Here is a 14,852-nt window from a genome sequence, read left to right as displayed (position 1 = left end):
TTCTAACACCTTTCCTGAAGTCGGAAAGAGCCGGAGATTCACAAAGACATGTGATGACTCGTTCCGTCAAGTTCCGTCGAAAGCTGATTCGCACGTTTTTGCATGCCCTTGTAATACCAGTAGAAAAGCCCCAACCATCCAATGGCCAAAACCAGACCCAGGAACTCCCCGTGAACGATGTTGGATGCTTGAGCGAATATATAACGAAAATCGGGTAATTCAATCGAACTCCACGATAAAAACTGGCCATCTTTTATATTGATCACATGGGTGTCCTTCGCCAGGTTGGTGATGGTGGGTGCAAAGTAAGTCGCTACATACAGGAAAACCGGTGTTGTCAGCACGCCGAGCACGATCATACGCAGTAGATTTCCACCTGTTACAATGAGGGCTGGTACAGCCAGCGAGAGATTGATGATCCCTCCGAAGGGTAGAATGTTGTTTCCGGGAAGGATGACTGCCCATAACAAGGTAATGGGAACCCAAATGATCATAGCCACCCATAATTCATTGCAACCTGCCATAAACGGCCAATCCAAGCCGATGTATAGTTGACGATCGGAGTACTTTCGTTTCATATATTCGGAGATGGAATCTGACAGTGGAGCAAGTGCTTCCATGAACAAGCGGGCCACCATGGGAAACAGCGTCAAGGCTGCTGCCCCTTGCACCCCCAGGATGAGAATTTTTTGCGGCGGATACTGGGCAAAAGTTCCGATCAGGACTCCAATGATGAACCCCATCACATGATTTTCTGCGAATATTCCGATCCTTTGTTTCAACCAGTTGGCGTCAATGTGTTTATTTAAGAACGGAATATAATCCAGCAATCGGTTAATGGGATACAAAAATACATTGAAAAGTGTCATCCCATGGGTACAAGTGACGCCAGGGATTTGCGTTAATTTTTGGATTTGTTTTTGGTTGACATCTCCCATTTTCAGTTCAAGCACTACCTGAATGGCTGCGATCAAAAAGGCAAGCGGGATGTTACCGGAAACCCCGATCACGAGAACCGCGGTAAAAATCTTCCCCCACACGTTCCACAAATCCACGTTGAGTGTATTTGTTTGTTTAAACGCCAACATGAGGAGATTGATTATGATCTGAACAGGGAACATCAGGAAAGCCAGCGGCCATGCCCATGCAAGAGTGGACATGGGGGTCCAGCCCCCATCAATAGCATTTAAGTTGATGCCGCTGTTCTTGACAAACGCTTGTGCTGCCGGACTGATGGAATCCATCATGAAACCGACGACCATGTTCATTCCGATGAAAGCCAATCCCAGGGTTAATGCAGATGAAAAAGCATCTCTAAATTTCATGCGGACAATCAAGCCCACGATGATCATAATCAACGGCACGAACACAGGGGCACCAAGGTCCAATACAAAATGAATCGCGTTTTTGAGTACTTCCATATTGGAACCTCCTTTTAATAAGGCCAATTATTTCAATGCCTGGATGATCTTTTCAAGCTCTGCATCCATACCAACACCCGTTAGAAAAGGAATTCCGCTGCAGACGGTAACGGGATAATCCTTGTCTGGCTTCGTAATCGATACATACACGTCACAGTTTTTGATGTGTCGATCCAGGGATTTGATATCTACGGCATCTACCTGCGCCGGTATCCCTCGTTTCTGTAACAGATTTTTGAGTTTGGATGCGACCATTTGACTCGTCGCCACGCCAGAGCCACACGCTACAATCACTCTTTTCATACACTCAACCCCTTTGCAGAGAGATTTTTTTCCAACGAACTCATGATGACCTCGACATCATGTTCCTTTAGTAATTGATCCATCACCTTTTGTTTCATAAACAGTTCAATCAGGCTTTGTAGCAGCTCCACTTGATCTGCAGATTGTTTCAAACCGAGTACAAAGACGAGTCGGGCATCAATCACTTGATCGTGGGTAGCCATTTCTATAAATTCAATCGATTGTTTGGGACGAACCATCGCGATAAAGGGTGTTTTGATGTGTTCCGGATCTATATGCGGAATCGCCACATGGTGTGGAAGGATGCGCAACCCGGTGGGATATTTTCTTTCCCTTTCCAGAATGGCTTCTCGAAAACTCTCTTTGACAAACCCTTTTTCCCACAAATAACGGGAAATCTTCTCCAGCAGATCCTCTCGGTCAGCATAAACCACGTCGGTGAAAATCAATTCTCTATGAAAAAAGTCACTGAAAATCGTACCCACCCTCTTTTTCTCAAAATTGACATCTTCATTCCTCGCGTCATTTATCTATCAGCTGACTTCGCTTAATTTGGAATATTTTTCAACCAAACGAAGGATACTCACTTTATTTCCGGCTTGTATGATTTGAGTCACATTGACTGGATCCGACACGAGTTGATTCAATTGCATGAGCGCTTTGAGATGCTGTTTCCGATCAACGGCTGCAATCACGATCACTACATTTACTGTCAACCCTTTGGCAAATTCCACCCCTTCTTCCATGCACAGCATGCTCATCGTCAATCGGGAAACCCCGTCTTCCGGTCTAGCATGGGGAAGGGCAACCCTGGGCGCAATCACGATATAGGGTTGGGATGGGTCGTACATGCGAATCATGGCGTCAACGTAACCGGGATCAATCGATCCCATGTCGATCAAGGGTGTCGAAGCCAGATGAATGGCATCTTGCCAAGTAGAAACGCCCTTGTTTATCAAAATGGTCTCGCTGGTCAACAGATCGGCCAAATCGGGTTTTTTCCTGTTTCGATCTTCAAGGATATAGGGAGATGATTTTACCTGAAAAAAGCGCTTGAGCGAAGTTTTTAATGTGGTTTTGTTCTCAATCGCGGCATGTTGTTGAATCACCCCGATCAATTGTTCCAGATCGATTTGCATCGGGTTGAATCCCAACAACTCTTGCGAGACACGCATTCTCAAGCGGCGTTTTTCCTCAGCCGAGAGCAGCGGTTTGACAAGAAACCATTTCTTGTCCGTATTTAGAAACACCGTGGAAAATACCAGGTCGTAATGCAGTTGATAGTCGGCAAATTCCCGAACGGAAATGGCATCCAGGAATATAAACTCGGGAAAAAGTTCACGCAACGTTTCCAACAATAGCTTGGAAACAGATATCCCATTCGGACACACCACAATCGCTTTCCATCTTTCCGATAGTGCATCCCCCTGTTTTTGCAACCAACCTCCGATCAGCATGGTGATGTAAGCGCATTCACTTTCTGGTATGTCTTTTTTTAACAACGCCTTGAATGAGTGGATCGATTTCTTGACCAAATGATGTAATTCACCATGTTCTTTTACAACGACATCCAACATCGGATTGTCGAAGGGGAAGCCGTATTTGATGCGATAATAGGCTGGCCGCGAGTGAAATAACAGCCGCTCAATCAGATGTTCCTTTTCGTGAAAGGTAATACAGGCTAATTGCTCAAACGTTTGCAACATCTGATCAATCGCTGCCGTCAATCGAGCCGTTTGCTCATCCTTGGCGGGAGTAGCTGACAGCAGATTGGAAGACAACAGTTGCAACGCGATAAAAAGGAGCTCGGGTTCGCTCCAATCATCCTGACCAAACAGCTCTTTGGCAATCTGATATCCCCGTGTATTCCGAATATCCTGATGATCGAGCTCATGATGTTGAAGAATCTGTCCTCTTTTGATCCTTCTGTTTAGAAGGGAAAAGATATAAGGCAATTCCTCCAGTATTTCATCGGTGAACCGTACTTGCAGACGTTTTTCCGCTTGTTCAATTCTTTTTTGAATGAGCGTTACCTCATCTGATGACAGCTCTGTCACGGATAACAGCCACGATTTCCCATTGGGCATCTGCAAAACTTCCCGTACCAGTTTGATCAGCCATTTTCGTTTCTCCATTTCTTGGCCGTGAAGATCATACCCGCCACGCCGGGTATATGCCAAATGTAGATCTTCACCCTTCAACATTTCCTTGATATTTTTCAGATCCAGCAATACCGTATTGCGACTCACCTTGAGGGCGCTGGATAAGTGGAACAGGGAGATATCATTCTGCCGGCCGAGCAGCATCAACAAGATGAGTTTGCACCGCTCCATTTCAGAGGGAACATAATCGATCATACTTGATGCAGCCATCAGCTCCGGGAAACATCTGGCTGACGATGGGATCGACCATCACCCCCGACTGACCGTTTTTTTGAATCACGGGGAGATGATTTGCCGAGAGCCAATCGTTGATCTTATTGAGACTGTAATACGCCTGTTGCCGAGTCAAAGCGAATTTTCCCTGTAATTCAGAAATTTTGATTCCTGGTGACATCAGGATTTCTTTGAGTAGCTTGATGCTGCGGTCATCAAGTATCATCCCATCCCTCCTTCCTTAACATTATCTTATCGGATGGGCCCGACTTTTTGTATGCGTTTTCATCCCGATTTTTCATCATGTGTATATACATGATTGTGATGAGACCCATCGCAGACATTGAATAGCAAACCGGCCGAGAAGTCGAAACCCCCGGCAATATGCGCCGGGGGTTTTCCTCAATCCTTCTTCTCTTCTTCTTTCTTCTCTTCCTTTTTCTCGTCCTTCGTATCTTCCGTTTTGTTCAAGACCGCGTTGATCGCGGAACGTTCAAACACCAACCGGGTGTTGTCGCTCACTTTCAGCGTGACACGTTCATCGGTCAGATCGGTGATCGTTCCGTGCAATCCGCCGATGGTAACGACCTTGTCACCACGTTTCAACGCCGCCAGCATGGCGTTGCGTTCCCGTTGCCGCTTTTGCTGGGGACGGATCAACAGGAAATAGAAGATGGCAAACATCAGAATCAGCGGTGCGATTTGTACCAAAAAAGCGTTGTTCACTGTTGTTCCTCCTTCATTCATTTTAAAAGCCAGCCGCCAATGTTTGGCATCGGCGGAGAAAACACACCATCAAGCAATCACCGTCAAAAGCCGCGTCCTTGATTGGCACCATAATATTTCTCAAAGAATGCATCGCGGAAATCCAACAACCGATCTTCTGCAATCGCCTGACGCACCTGTTTCATCATGTTAAGCAGGAAATACAGGTTGTGATACGTCGTCAAGCGCAACCCGAAGATTTCATCCGCCTTGATCAAATGACGCAGATACGCCCGTGTGTAGTTGCGACACGTATAGCAATCACATTCGGGATCGAGGGGGGTAAAATCACGGGCATATTTGGCATTGCGTATCACGATCCGCCCTTGGCTCGTCATCGTCGTGCCGTTGCGGGCGATTCTCGTCGGTAAGACACAATCGAACATGTCGATCCCTCGGATGACTCCTTCGATGAGGGCATCAGGTGAACCCACCCCCATCAGATACCGCGGCTTGTCTGCCGGCAGCAGGGGCGTGGTGTACTCCAACACTTCGTACATCAGATCTTTGGGTTCACCAACGCTCAATCCCCCCACTGCATATCCCGGAAAATCGAGAGCCGTCAACTGGCGTGCGCTCTCTTCCCGAAGATCCTGGTACATCCCGCCTTGCACAATGCCGAATAACGCTTGCTCATCCGGTCTTTGATGCGCTTTGAGACACCGTTCAGCCCAACGAGCCGTTCGTTCGGTCGATGCCCGGACATATTCCCGATCAGCCGGATAGGGCGGGCACTCGTCAAACGCCATGATGATGTCCGCACCGAGCGCATTTTGGATCTCGATGGATTTCTCCGGACTGATGAACAATTTTTCCCCGCTCAGGTGTGATCGGAAGGAGACGCCCTCTTCGGTGATTTCCCGGAGATCGCTCAGGCTGAACACCTGAAACCCACCGCTATCGGTGAGGATGGCACGGTCCCAGTTCATAAATCCGTGCAGGCCGCCCGCTTCCCGGACGATGTCATAACCCGGGCGAAGAAAAAGATGGTAGGTGTTGCCGAGAATGATACCGGCGCCCATCTCTTTCAATTCTTCCGGGCTCATCGCCTTGACGGTGGCTTGGGTACCGACAGGCATGAATACAGGTGTATCGATCGTGCCGTGCGGGGTATGTAAACGACCCAATCGGGCTCCCGATTGCTTGCATACTTTGATCAGTTCATATTTGACGGCCAATAGCCCCACCTACTCATTACCATTATACCTTGTTTCAATCACCTTCAACCGATTGAAAGTGAAATTGTTGTTGAATTTCGTTGCCTTTCTCATTATAGATGGCCGGGAAAGGAATCACAAGCCGGAAATGGTCACACGATCAACATCGCATCACCAAAACTGAAAAATCGGTAACGTTCCCGAACTGCCTCACGGTAGGCCGCGAGCACCTGCTCCCGTGACGCAAACGCACTGACCAGCATAATCAGCGTCGATTTTGGAAGATGAAAATTGGTGACCATTGCATCCACTGCGCGAAAACGAAATCCGGGGTAGATAAAGATGTCGGTCCAGCCGCTTGTCGCCCGGATTTCGCCAAACCGGGAAGCAACTGTCTCCAGGGTGCGTACGGTGGTGGTGCCCACGGCAAAAATGCGCCCACCTTCAGCTCTGGCCCGACGGATGATTTCTGCAGTTTCCTCACTCACCTCGTAATATTCGGCATGCATCTGATGGTCTTCCACCTTCTCCGCCGTGACCGGCCGAAACGTGCCCAAACCGACGTGCAGCGTGATATATGCGATATGGACGCCTTTCTCCTCGATACGCTCCAACAACGCGGGCGTGAAGTGCAATCCAGCCGTCGGTGCGGCCGCTGAGCCCACCACCCGCGAAAAGACGGTCTGATACCGCTCCGGATCGTCCAATTGTTCGCGAATGTAGGGCGGTAACGGCATCTGTCCCAGCTCTTCCAACAGCGATTCCACATCATCCGAATCATATTGAAGGCGAAAAAGACGACCGCCGGCCACCTCGGATTCCCCTTCGCAGACTGCGGTCAGGCGACCGTCGCCGAAGGTGATCACGGTTCCCTGCTTTACCCGCTTCGCCGGTTTGACCAGCGCTTCCCAACGGTCATTCCCCAATGGTTTCAGCAACAGCAATTCAATTTTCGCACCCGTTTCTTCCTTGACACCGATCAAACGGGAAGGGCGGACGCGGGTGTCGTTCAACACCAGCACATCACCGGGCTGCAAATAGTCCAACAGATCGGGAAATCGTTTGTGTTCCACCTCCCCCGTATCCCGATGCAACACCATCAGCCGTGACGCGGATCGCTCCGGGTTGGGCTTCTGTGCGATCAGCTCTTCCGGCAAATCAAAATCAAACATCGATACATCCATGTCACCGACGTCCTTTCCATTGATGAAACTGGGTTCGCCTGAAACGAAAACGCCCGCCCCGTCAACGGAACAGGCGCACCAAATAGAGAATCAGGGACAGTAAAATGGAGAGTACGATACTGGAGACGATCGGAAAGTAGAACCGTACATTCTCTTTCTCGACGACGATATCCCCGGGCAGTCGACCGAAGGGGAAAAAACGCCCGCCGAACTGCCACAGAAGGCCAATCACTACCAGTACCATTCCCAAGACGATCAACGTTTTGGCAAACGGATTCATGTCGGCATCTCCAATCCGAAGTGCTCGTAACATTTGGGGGTGACCACACGGCCGCGGGGGGTACGCTGGAGAAAACCGATCTGCATCAGATACGGCTCGTAGACGTCTTCCACCGTGTGCGCCTCCTCACCGATCGTGGCCGCGATCGTCTCCAGACCAACAGGTCCCCCACGGAAATTTTCGATGATAGACAACAACAATTTGTGGTCTATCTGGTCCAATCCCATTTTGTCCACCTGAATCCGGTCCAATGCATCCCGGGCTGCTTCTCCCGTGATCACACCGTCACCCTGCACTTGGACGAAGTCCCGTACCCGTTTCAGCAGGCGGTTGGCCACACGAGGTGTGCCTCTCGCCCGCCGGGCGATTTCCACAGCGCCTTCCTCCCGGATGGCCACCCCGAGCAAATCAGCCGCCCGCTGCACGATCAGAGTGAGTTCGTCCTCTGTATAATACTCCAACCGACTGACCACTCCGAAACGATCCCGCAAAGGGGATGAAAGCGAACCAGCCCGCGTCGTGGCACCCACAAGCGTAAACGGCGGCAAATCAAGCCGGACCGACCGGGCGCTGGGACCTTTTCCGATCACGATATCGAGTGCGAAGTCCTCCATCGCGGGATACAAGACTTCCTCCACGGATCGGTTCAAACGGTGAATCTCATCTATAAACAACAAATCGCCCGGTTGAAGGTTGGTCAAGATGGCCGCCAAGTCCCCGGGCCGCTCGATTGCCGGACCGGACGTGGCCCGGATATGCACCCCCAACTCGTTGGCGATGATGTGAGACAGTGTCGTTTTCCCCAATCCGGGCGGGCCGTACAATAACACGTGATCCAGAGCTTCGCCCCGCATTTTGGCCGCTTCTATGTATACTTTCAAATTTTCCTTCACGCGCGTTTGACCGATATATTCGCTCAGGTAACGGGGGCGCAGGCTGAACTCCACCGTCGCATCCTCTTCCGCCATATGAGCGGAAATGATCCGTTCCTCCACGCTCACATCCCCCTATCGTTTCATCGACAGTTGCAACGCCCGCCGGATCCACTCGTCCAGCTCCGGCTCGTCCTCCCACTGTTTACGCGCTTCTTCGACGGCCCAAGCCGCTTCTTCCTCATTATATCCGAGGGCCATCAGGGCTTCAATCGCCTCACCCACACGCCCTCCGGAGGAAACGGGCGTTTCGACCGGTCCTTCTGCCGAATCGTCTGGCTGTTGCATCAACGCATGGACCCAGCCCGCTTTTTTCAATTTGTCCTTCAGATCCAGTATCAATCGTTGCGCCGTCTTTTTTCCAATCCCCGGCAGTTTGGTCAAAAAAACGACGTTTTCCTGCTGGATCGCCTGCACGACCTGACGCGGCGTTCCTGCAGCCAATATGGAAAGTCCCGCTTTGGGACCGATCCCGGACACATCGAGCAACATTCGAAACAAATCCCGCTCCTCCCGGGTCGGGAACCCGTAGAGAGTAACGGCATCCTCCCGCACCACCTGATGCGTGTAGACCCGTGTCTGCACATTGGGTTCCCAGCGATAGGGATTACCGCAAAACACGCGGTAGCCCACACCCGACACGTTGATGGCGATGTAATCCGCTCCGGCGTAGGCGACGGTTCCTTCCAAAAACTCGATCAACGTTTCCAGCCCCCCTGTTTCAACCGGTTCACCCATGTGGACGAATGTCCCTCACAGATGGCGATGGCCAGCGCATCGGCCACATCATCCGGCTTGGGCGTTTCGGGCAGGGACAATAACATGCGTACCATTTCCTGCACCTGCCGCTTCTCTGCTTGTCCGTAACCCACCACTGCCATTTTTACCTGCAACGGCGTATACTCCGTAATCGGCACCCCTGCCTCTTCTGCGGCCAGCATAATCACGCCGCGTGCTTGACCGACAGTGAAGGCGGTGGTCACGTTGCGATTGAAAAAGAGCTTTTCGATCGCCACCACATCCGGACGATACTTTTGAAACAACTCTCCACATGCGTCGTAAATCTGCTTCAACCGGGTCGCCGTCGCCAGACCCGCCTCTGTCTGGATACTGCCGTATTCGACAGCCCTGAGGCGATTTCCCTGACGGTGCAATACGCCGTAACCGACGATGGCGATGCCCGGGTCGATACCCATGATCTTCACAACGTTCCCCCTCTGTTGCGAACATGTTTTCGTTTGCCGTGTGTCGATTATATCACAACATCCCCCTCCCTATTTCCCCCCAACAAAGTTTATAATGGAGATATTGATTTGTCATATCCTGACAAAGACGAGGAATTTCAGTCCATTAATAAAAGAGGTGTATCCGTTTGAAACCGATCGACGATCAGAACCACACCAACACAGGGGATCAAAAAGAATCCGACAAAGCTGACTCCACAACGGCACGTGATCCGGCATCTTCCGCAACCGATTCAACCTCCGATCTCCGTACTTCCGGTGAAACCGCGGTCTACGCTCCCAACAAACTCCACCCGTCCCCAACTGATGAGGCGACCGGTCAACCAACCGGACCTGCTCAGGGCGTGCCATCAGGCAACCGCGGGTGGGGTCGGGGGGCGATGGACTCAGGCCCGATGTGGCTGTCCCTGCTGTTCTTCCTCATCCCGCTCATGTTGAGCAACATCCTGCAATCCATCGGCGGAACGGTCAGCTCCATCCTGTTGGGACGAGGTCTCGGAGAATATGCACTTGCAGCAGCCAGTGCCGTCTTTCCGGTGACGTTTTTCCTGATCTCGTTTATCATCGGACTGGGAAGCGCCAGTTCTGTTTTGATCGGTCAAGCCTACGGGAGCGGCAATACGGAGCGGATGAAAGCGACAGTCGGGACCTCCTTGACCTTTGCCTTTATCCTGGGACTGTTCACGGCCGTAGTCGGCAACCTGTTCGCCCGCGAATTGCTGGAGCTGATCGGAACACCGGCATCCATCATCCCGTATTCGATCGGCTACGCCCATGTGTTGTTTACGGGACTCCCGTTTTTCTTCCTGTATATCAACTACACCACTTTTTTGCGCGGGACAGGAGACGCCAAAACCCCGTTTTATTTACTGCTTTTCAGCACCATACTGACCGTCGGTTTAACCCCCGTTTTCCTTTTCGGATGGGGTGGCCTGCCCCGGTTGGGTGTGAAAGGTCCCGCACTGGCCATGGTGGTATCATCCATTATTACACTGATCGTCACCATCGCCTATCTGGGATGGAAACGTCACCCGCTGGCGCTGGATCGGGAGACGATTAAAAAACTGCGACTGGATCCGCAAATCGTCAAACTGCTGATCAAAATCGGCTTGCCAACCGGAATCCAGATGATTTTCGTCTCGTTGTCCGAAGTGGCCGTCGTTACATTTGTCAACCGGTTCGGCGCCCATGCCACCGCCGCTTATGGCGCAGTCATCCAAGTGATCAATTACGTGCAAATGCCCGCGCTGAGCTTGGGGATCGCCTCCGGGATCTTCGGCGCACAACTGATCGGTGCTGGAAAACAGGCCCGACTGCGGCTCCTGGTGAAAAGCGCCGTCATGTTGAATTACGTGATTGGCATTCTGCTGACCGGGATCGTCTATATGTTCAGCCGCAGCATTTTGTCCTGGTTTTTGACCGATCCCGCAACGCTGTCGGTCGCGGAAGAACTGCTGTATATCACACTGTGGTCGTTCATGATCTTCGGCAACATGATGATCCTCTCGGGTGTGATGCGCTCGAGCGGCACCGTTTTCTGGCCGACACTGATCGGCATTATCACCATCTGGGGAGTCGAGGTGCCGGTTGCTTTTCTGTTGTCTCACACTATCGGTCTGCGTGGGATCTGGATGGCGTACCCCATTGCGTTCGCGTTTGGATTGGCAGCCCAATATACCTACTACCGCCTGTTCTGGATCAACCGCCAACATCAGCGCTTTTTTGACGGGCCGGAACCGGCGGGGGGAACGTGACAGTGATCCAAACCCATACGTAAGTGAAGGATGAACCGGTCGATCACACACTTCAATAAACAGCGCTGATCTTCCATTTATCATGGCGGAAGATCAGCGCCGGTCCATTTCTCATCGACTTCTTAACGACCGTCGGCCAATTCTGCAATACGGCGATTGACATTCTCCCGATACAGGCCGCCGTGATAGCAGATGACCGCTTCAATATCATATTGCGCCAGTTTTTTTAACGACTGAATGGCGACATCCATATCCAGCGTATATTGCGGTACCGGTCCAACCAACTGACCATCCACGACGGCCAGAGCATCTCCGGCGATCAGGGTCTTGCTTGGTTGATGATACAGACTGATATGTCCAGGGGTATGACCCGGCGTGTGAATAACGGTGATTCCACCGCAAAACGGCAACTCCTCTCCATCTGCCACCGTTTTGTCCACCAAAGCTTTGGGCGGATTTTCAAACACCCGTTTTAATCCTTCACGATGTTCCTGTGGGAAATCATTCAGTCGGGCCATGACCTTCTCGAGTTTGATCAAAGGCTTCTCACCCTGAATATACGGCTTTTCCAGTTCACTCGCCAGTACATCGACCTTTTGAGGAGACGCATTGAGCAGATCGGGCAAACATCCAATATGATCAATATCCTGATGCGTGAGAATCACTTTATGGAGCTTCTCAAAAGGGACACCGGCCGCCTCCATCGCCTCACGAAACAGGGGGAGTTGACCGGGATACCCTGCATCCACCAAGATAACAGTATCCTCTTCCCAGATCAGGGCCGGATGAATCGTCATCTGCTCTCTCATCAGATTCGCCGTAATTCCCAACATTTCCAATCCTTCGGCTATTTGCTTCAGGGTTCCTCCATCCTCATGTTTGGTTTTGTGTAGCTACACTACTATGATACCAAACTGCATAATTAATTTCAAAATAAAATTTTATTTTAACATATTTATATTATTTTGTCAAGTTATTTTTATGTGATCGGCGCGCTCTAGGTATCGATACTTTTGTTAGAAAAAAGGGAGGGACGTTTATAACAGCACTCCCAGCCTATTAACTTCGTAACAAGAATAAGAACGATTCACCGTTCTGTGTTTTTCCTGCACCGAAATATTGAACAGCTGTAGCTCCCACATCGGACATGGTTTTACGATGGCCGATGGTACGTGAAGTCAGGCCTCTTTTGTAGACCAAAATGGGTACTTTTTCCCGTGTATGATTGCTGTGGCCGATGGTCGGATCATTTCCGTGGTCAGCCATCACGATCAGAACATCATCTTCGGTCAATTCTTCCATTAGCTTTCCAAGATAACGATCAGATATTTGCAGGCGGTCGGCATATTGATCCACATCTTCGGCATGACCGGCAAGATCCGTTTCCTGGATATTTAAGCAAACAAAACCGTGGCGCATGTTGCGCACTTGTTCGATGGTCTGTTCAAACAACCAGGCCGAATCCACACCGGGAATGCTTGTGCCATAAGGATTTTCTACGATATCCGCCACTTTGCCCAGCAGAACTACCGGGATGCCTTGTTTGCCGAGGATGGTGGGTACCTGTACCTCGGGATCAACTCCATATCCCAAGTGAATAACCTGATAACCCCTGTTGTATACCCCTGATTGAGGTGTGTCAATCCCTGCATATTTTCCCGCTTTTTCTTTCCGGGCTGCCAGCACGTCCCCGATCGTGACATCTTTGCCGCCGAAGGCAATGACACGGGAGACACTCACCGCACTTCGGACCACTTTACCAATCGTTGCGATGCCTTCAAAATCAATCACATCCAAACATCCCGTGATATTATATACCTGCCCGGGATCCGTCTCCAGGTTGTCGCCAACGGTCACGCAGTTGTTGATCATCAGGATTTTAAGATCATCTCCGACATACTCAACTTCATATCCCTGTTTTTTCAGGGCAGCGTACACTTCATCAATCACTTCGTTAAAAGGCTGAATCAGCGGTTTTTTGGGGAGTGTGCCCATCATTTCCTGATGGCCGTAAAAGGTATCGCCTCCAAAATGCATCAAATCGGAACTGCCGTAAACAGCTCTCTCAGAAAAGCGCATTTTGCCCACTTCTTCCCCGAGCGCGTTCATGATTCCCAATTTCTCTAAATTCGGCAAGTATAAATCAGTCCTGGCTTCGAGAATATGCTTACATGTGTTGGCATCCACATCTTGCGGACGGACTTTGGGAACGTCATCCATATATCCGATTCCAAAACTATCCAATACTACGATGATAAACCTTCCCATGTTCTCACCTGCCAATCTCTTTACCTAAGCTGTCAAAAATTCCGACAAGTTCCGGTTTTCCGCTGGATAAGCCCTTCACCACGGCCACATCGCTGCGAGTGACAAACACTTGCGAACGAAAAGCCATGATCACTGTATCGCCGATGGTTAGAGGTTGATTTAAGCCAATATGGTAGTCAATGCTGTGCGGGTCCGACATCTCTGCTTTAACCCGAACCGCTGATTGCAAGCTCTTTCCGACCAGGGCATTTTCCAGATGAGATCGGCGGTAGTGACCACCACCATAACAGTAGCTTTTCTTACCCAGGTTATGAGACACTTCACTGACATACACCATGGCCGGCCGCTCAATCAGCTCATATTTCGCATGCATAGGGGTCGATCCTAGAAGTCCGTGGCCCGGTTCCCCTTGCGTTCCGCCATTGGCGCGGATTTTGGCGATCGTACTTGTGCAAGTGGCAGATGGAAGGTTCAGATGCGGAATTTCCATACCCAATCGTTCTTCCAGGCACTTTTTTGCTTTTTTCAATGTGGCAACGTTCTTGGTCGGGATGATATCTTTCTCCGTGTCACTGTAGAGAAAGCAAGGAAAAGAGGTCAGGCCGGCAATCTGAATGTGAGATAACTGCCGGATTTGGGGAATCACTTCATTTAGTTCATTCAGGTAAAAACCGCCGTATTGGCCCGGATACAACACATCTTCATCATCGATGATGCGAAGGAAAACATTTTGTTTTCTTCCCCTTTTCCGGCATGCCTCATCGACTTCTCTCGCTTTTTCAACGCTGTACACGGTGATGAAACCCGGATTCATCCCGATCACTTCATCCATATATCCGGAAGGAATTTGCACAAGATGGCCGATGTGCCCGATCGGAATTTGATGTTGATGAAGAACCCTCGCTTCTTTGTAATCGACAACAACAGCACCGTGAAATCCCAATTTCATCAGTTCCTGTGTCACAATCGGGTTGCGGCCATGCTGTTTGGTCATGACGAATAACATGACCTGATGTTTTTGTGCTTCCCGGATCATCTGGCTTCCGTTTTCAACGACGGCATCTAGATCAATCACGTACGTATCGGGGAAAATGGCCCCGGATTGGTGCAATTCGAATGCGTAGTCTACAAGCGCTCTGTTGCGTCGCAAGGTTACATCCAGAAACATA

General features: G+C 50.4%; 16 protein-coding genes. 1 reads left to right on the top strand and 15 read right to left on the bottom strand.

Features of this window, described 5'->3' with window-relative positions; genetic code table 11:
* Positions 1 to 38 precede the first annotated feature (38 nt).
* The 12 genes from KI215_RS05635 to ruvC form a co-directional block, all read right to left on the bottom strand.
* Positions 39 to 1,421, bottom strand: coding sequence for a PTS galactitol transporter subunit IIC (locus tag KI215_RS05635; RefSeq protein ID WP_212774581.1), 1,383 nt, complete (start codon positions 1,419 to 1,421; stop codon positions 39 to 41).
* A 27-nt stretch (positions 1,422 to 1,448) separates the two neighbouring features.
* Positions 1,449 to 1,724: a PTS sugar transporter subunit IIB gene (locus KI215_RS05630; RefSeq protein WP_212774580.1), complete on the bottom strand. Its 276-nt coding sequence runs from the start codon at positions 1,722 to 1,724 to the stop codon at positions 1,449 to 1,451.
* A complete protein-coding gene (locus KI215_RS05625; protein WP_212774579.1) occupies positions 1,721 to 2,209 on the bottom strand; it encodes a PTS sugar transporter subunit IIA in 489 nt (162 codons plus the stop codon). The genes KI215_RS05630 and KI215_RS05625 overlap by 4 nt, the downstream gene beginning before the upstream one ends.
* 48 nt (positions 2,210 to 2,257) lie before the next feature.
* Entirely contained in the window at positions 2,258 to 4,096 is a 1,839-nt protein-coding gene (locus KI215_RS05620) for a BglG family transcription antiterminator (protein WP_212774578.1), read from the bottom strand.
* Positions 4,059 to 4,325, bottom strand: a complete 267-nt coding sequence (locus KI215_RS05615; protein WP_212774577.1) for a hypothetical protein — start codon at positions 4,323 to 4,325, stop codon at positions 4,059 to 4,061. The genes KI215_RS05620 and KI215_RS05615 overlap by 38 nt, the downstream gene beginning before the upstream one ends.
* Before the next feature lie 176 nt (positions 4,326 to 4,501).
* Positions 4,502 to 4,846, bottom strand: a complete 345-nt coding sequence (yajC, locus tag KI215_RS05610) for a preprotein translocase subunit YajC (RefSeq protein ID WP_212774576.1) — start codon at positions 4,844 to 4,846, stop codon at positions 4,502 to 4,504.
* Between the two features lie 62 nt (positions 4,847 to 4,908).
* Positions 4,909 to 6,042, bottom strand: a complete 1,134-nt coding sequence (gene tgt, locus KI215_RS05605; protein ID WP_212774575.1) for a tRNA guanosine(34) transglycosylase Tgt — start codon at positions 6,040 to 6,042, stop codon at positions 4,909 to 4,911.
* Positions 6,043 to 6,173: 131 nt separating this feature from the next.
* A complete protein-coding gene (gene queA / locus KI215_RS05600) occupies positions 6,174 to 7,205 on the bottom strand; it encodes a tRNA preQ1(34) S-adenosylmethionine ribosyltransferase-isomerase QueA (protein WP_212774574.1) in 1,032 nt (343 codons plus the stop codon).
* A gap of 61 nt (positions 7,206 to 7,266) precedes the next feature.
* Complete coding sequence (locus KI215_RS05595; RefSeq protein WP_212774573.1) at positions 7,267 to 7,485, bottom strand: DUF2905 domain-containing protein; 219 nt, start codon at positions 7,483 to 7,485, stop codon at positions 7,267 to 7,269.
* On the bottom strand, positions 7,482 to 8,480 hold the full coding sequence (gene ruvB / locus KI215_RS05590; protein WP_212774572.1) for a Holliday junction branch migration DNA helicase RuvB: 999 nt from the start codon (positions 8,478 to 8,480) through the stop codon (positions 7,482 to 7,484). The genes KI215_RS05595 and ruvB overlap by 4 nt, the downstream gene beginning before the upstream one ends.
* A 12-nt stretch (positions 8,481 to 8,492) precedes the next feature.
* Positions 8,493 to 9,119 carry a Holliday junction branch migration protein RuvA gene (gene ruvA, locus KI215_RS05585; protein WP_212774571.1) on the bottom strand — a complete coding sequence of 209 codons (627 nt, stop codon included), beginning with the start codon at positions 9,117 to 9,119 and terminating at the stop codon, positions 8,493 to 8,495.
* Positions 9,116 to 9,622, bottom strand: coding sequence for a crossover junction endodeoxyribonuclease RuvC (ruvC, locus tag KI215_RS05580; RefSeq protein WP_212774570.1), 507 nt, complete (start codon positions 9,620 to 9,622; stop codon positions 9,116 to 9,118). The genes ruvA and ruvC overlap by 4 nt, the downstream gene beginning before the upstream one ends.
* Positions 9,623 to 10,041: 419 nt before the next feature.
* Here ruvC and KI215_RS05575 point away from each other — a divergent pair, with 419 nt between their 5' ends.
* The gene (locus KI215_RS05575) at positions 10,042 to 11,415 is read left to right on the top strand and encodes an MATE family efflux transporter (RefSeq protein WP_212775080.1); all 1,374 of its coding nucleotides are present in this window, start codon (positions 10,042 to 10,044) and stop codon (positions 11,413 to 11,415) included.
* A gap of 122 nt (positions 11,416 to 11,537) precedes the next feature.
* Here the strand turns inward: KI215_RS05575 and KI215_RS05570 are convergent, their stop codons facing one another.
* The 3 genes from KI215_RS05570 to KI215_RS05560 all read right to left on the bottom strand — a co-directional run bounded on the left by KI215_RS05570 (position 11,538) and on the right by KI215_RS05560 (position 14,851).
* The gene (locus tag KI215_RS05570; protein WP_212774569.1) at positions 11,538 to 12,248 is read right to left on the bottom strand and encodes an MBL fold metallo-hydrolase; all 711 of its coding nucleotides are present in this window, start codon (positions 12,246 to 12,248) and stop codon (positions 11,538 to 11,540) included.
* Positions 12,249 to 12,474: 226 nt separating this feature from the next.
* On the bottom strand, positions 12,475 to 13,683 hold the full coding sequence (locus KI215_RS05565; protein ID WP_212774568.1) for a phosphopentomutase: 1,209 nt from the start codon (positions 13,681 to 13,683) through the stop codon (positions 12,475 to 12,477).
* Between the two features lie 4 nt (positions 13,684 to 13,687).
* A complete protein-coding gene (locus KI215_RS05560; protein ID WP_212774567.1) occupies positions 13,688 to 14,851 on the bottom strand; it encodes a YhfX family PLP-dependent enzyme in 1,164 nt (387 codons plus the stop codon).
* Position 14,852: the final 1 nt, after the last annotated feature.

The organism is Polycladomyces abyssicola (genome assembly GCF_018326425.1).
In the GTDB taxonomy this organism is placed as follows: Bacteria; Bacillota; Bacilli; order Thermoactinomycetales; family JIR-001; genus Polycladomyces; species Polycladomyces abyssicola.
This window is presented reverse-complemented; position numbering and strand designations above follow the sequence as displayed.

Coding starts and splice junctions, on each gene's coding strand:
- KI215_RS05595 (WP_212774573.1), bottom strand. CDS start 7,485: ATGAATCCGTTTGCCAAAACGTTGATCGTCTTGGGAATGGTACTGGTA.
- KI215_RS05560 (WP_212774567.1), bottom strand. CDS start 14,851: ATGTTTCTGGATGTAACCTTGCGACGCAACAGAGCGCTTGTAGACTAC.
- queA (WP_212774574.1), bottom strand. CDS start 7,205: ATGGATGTATCGATGTTTGATTTTGATTTGCCGGAAGAGCTGATCGCA.
- KI215_RS05565 (WP_212774568.1), bottom strand. CDS start 13,683: ATGGGAAGGTTTATCATCGTAGTATTGGATAGTTTTGGAATCGGATAT.
- KI215_RS05630 (WP_212774580.1), bottom strand. CDS start 1,724: ATGAAAAGAGTGATTGTAGCGTGTGGCTCTGGCGTGGCGACGAGTCAA.
- yajC (WP_212774576.1), bottom strand. CDS start 4,846: ATGAATGAAGGAGGAACAACAGTGAACAACGCTTTTTTGGTACAAATC.
- KI215_RS05620 (WP_212774578.1), bottom strand. CDS start 4,096: ATGGCTGCATCAAGTATGATCGATTATGTTCCCTCTGAAATGGAGCGG.
- KI215_RS05635 (WP_212774581.1), bottom strand. CDS start 1,421: ATGGAAGTACTCAAAAACGCGATTCATTTTGTATTGGACCTTGGTGCC.
- KI215_RS05570 (WP_212774569.1), bottom strand. CDS start 12,248: ATGTTGGGAATTACGGCGAATCTGATGAGAGAGCAGATGACGATTCAT.
- KI215_RS05575 (WP_212775080.1), top strand. CDS start 10,042: ATGGACTCAGGCCCGATGTGGCTGTCCCTGCTGTTCTTCCTCATCCCG.
- KI215_RS05615 (WP_212774577.1), bottom strand. CDS start 4,325: ATGATACTTGATGACCGCAGCATCAAGCTACTCAAAGAAATCCTGATG.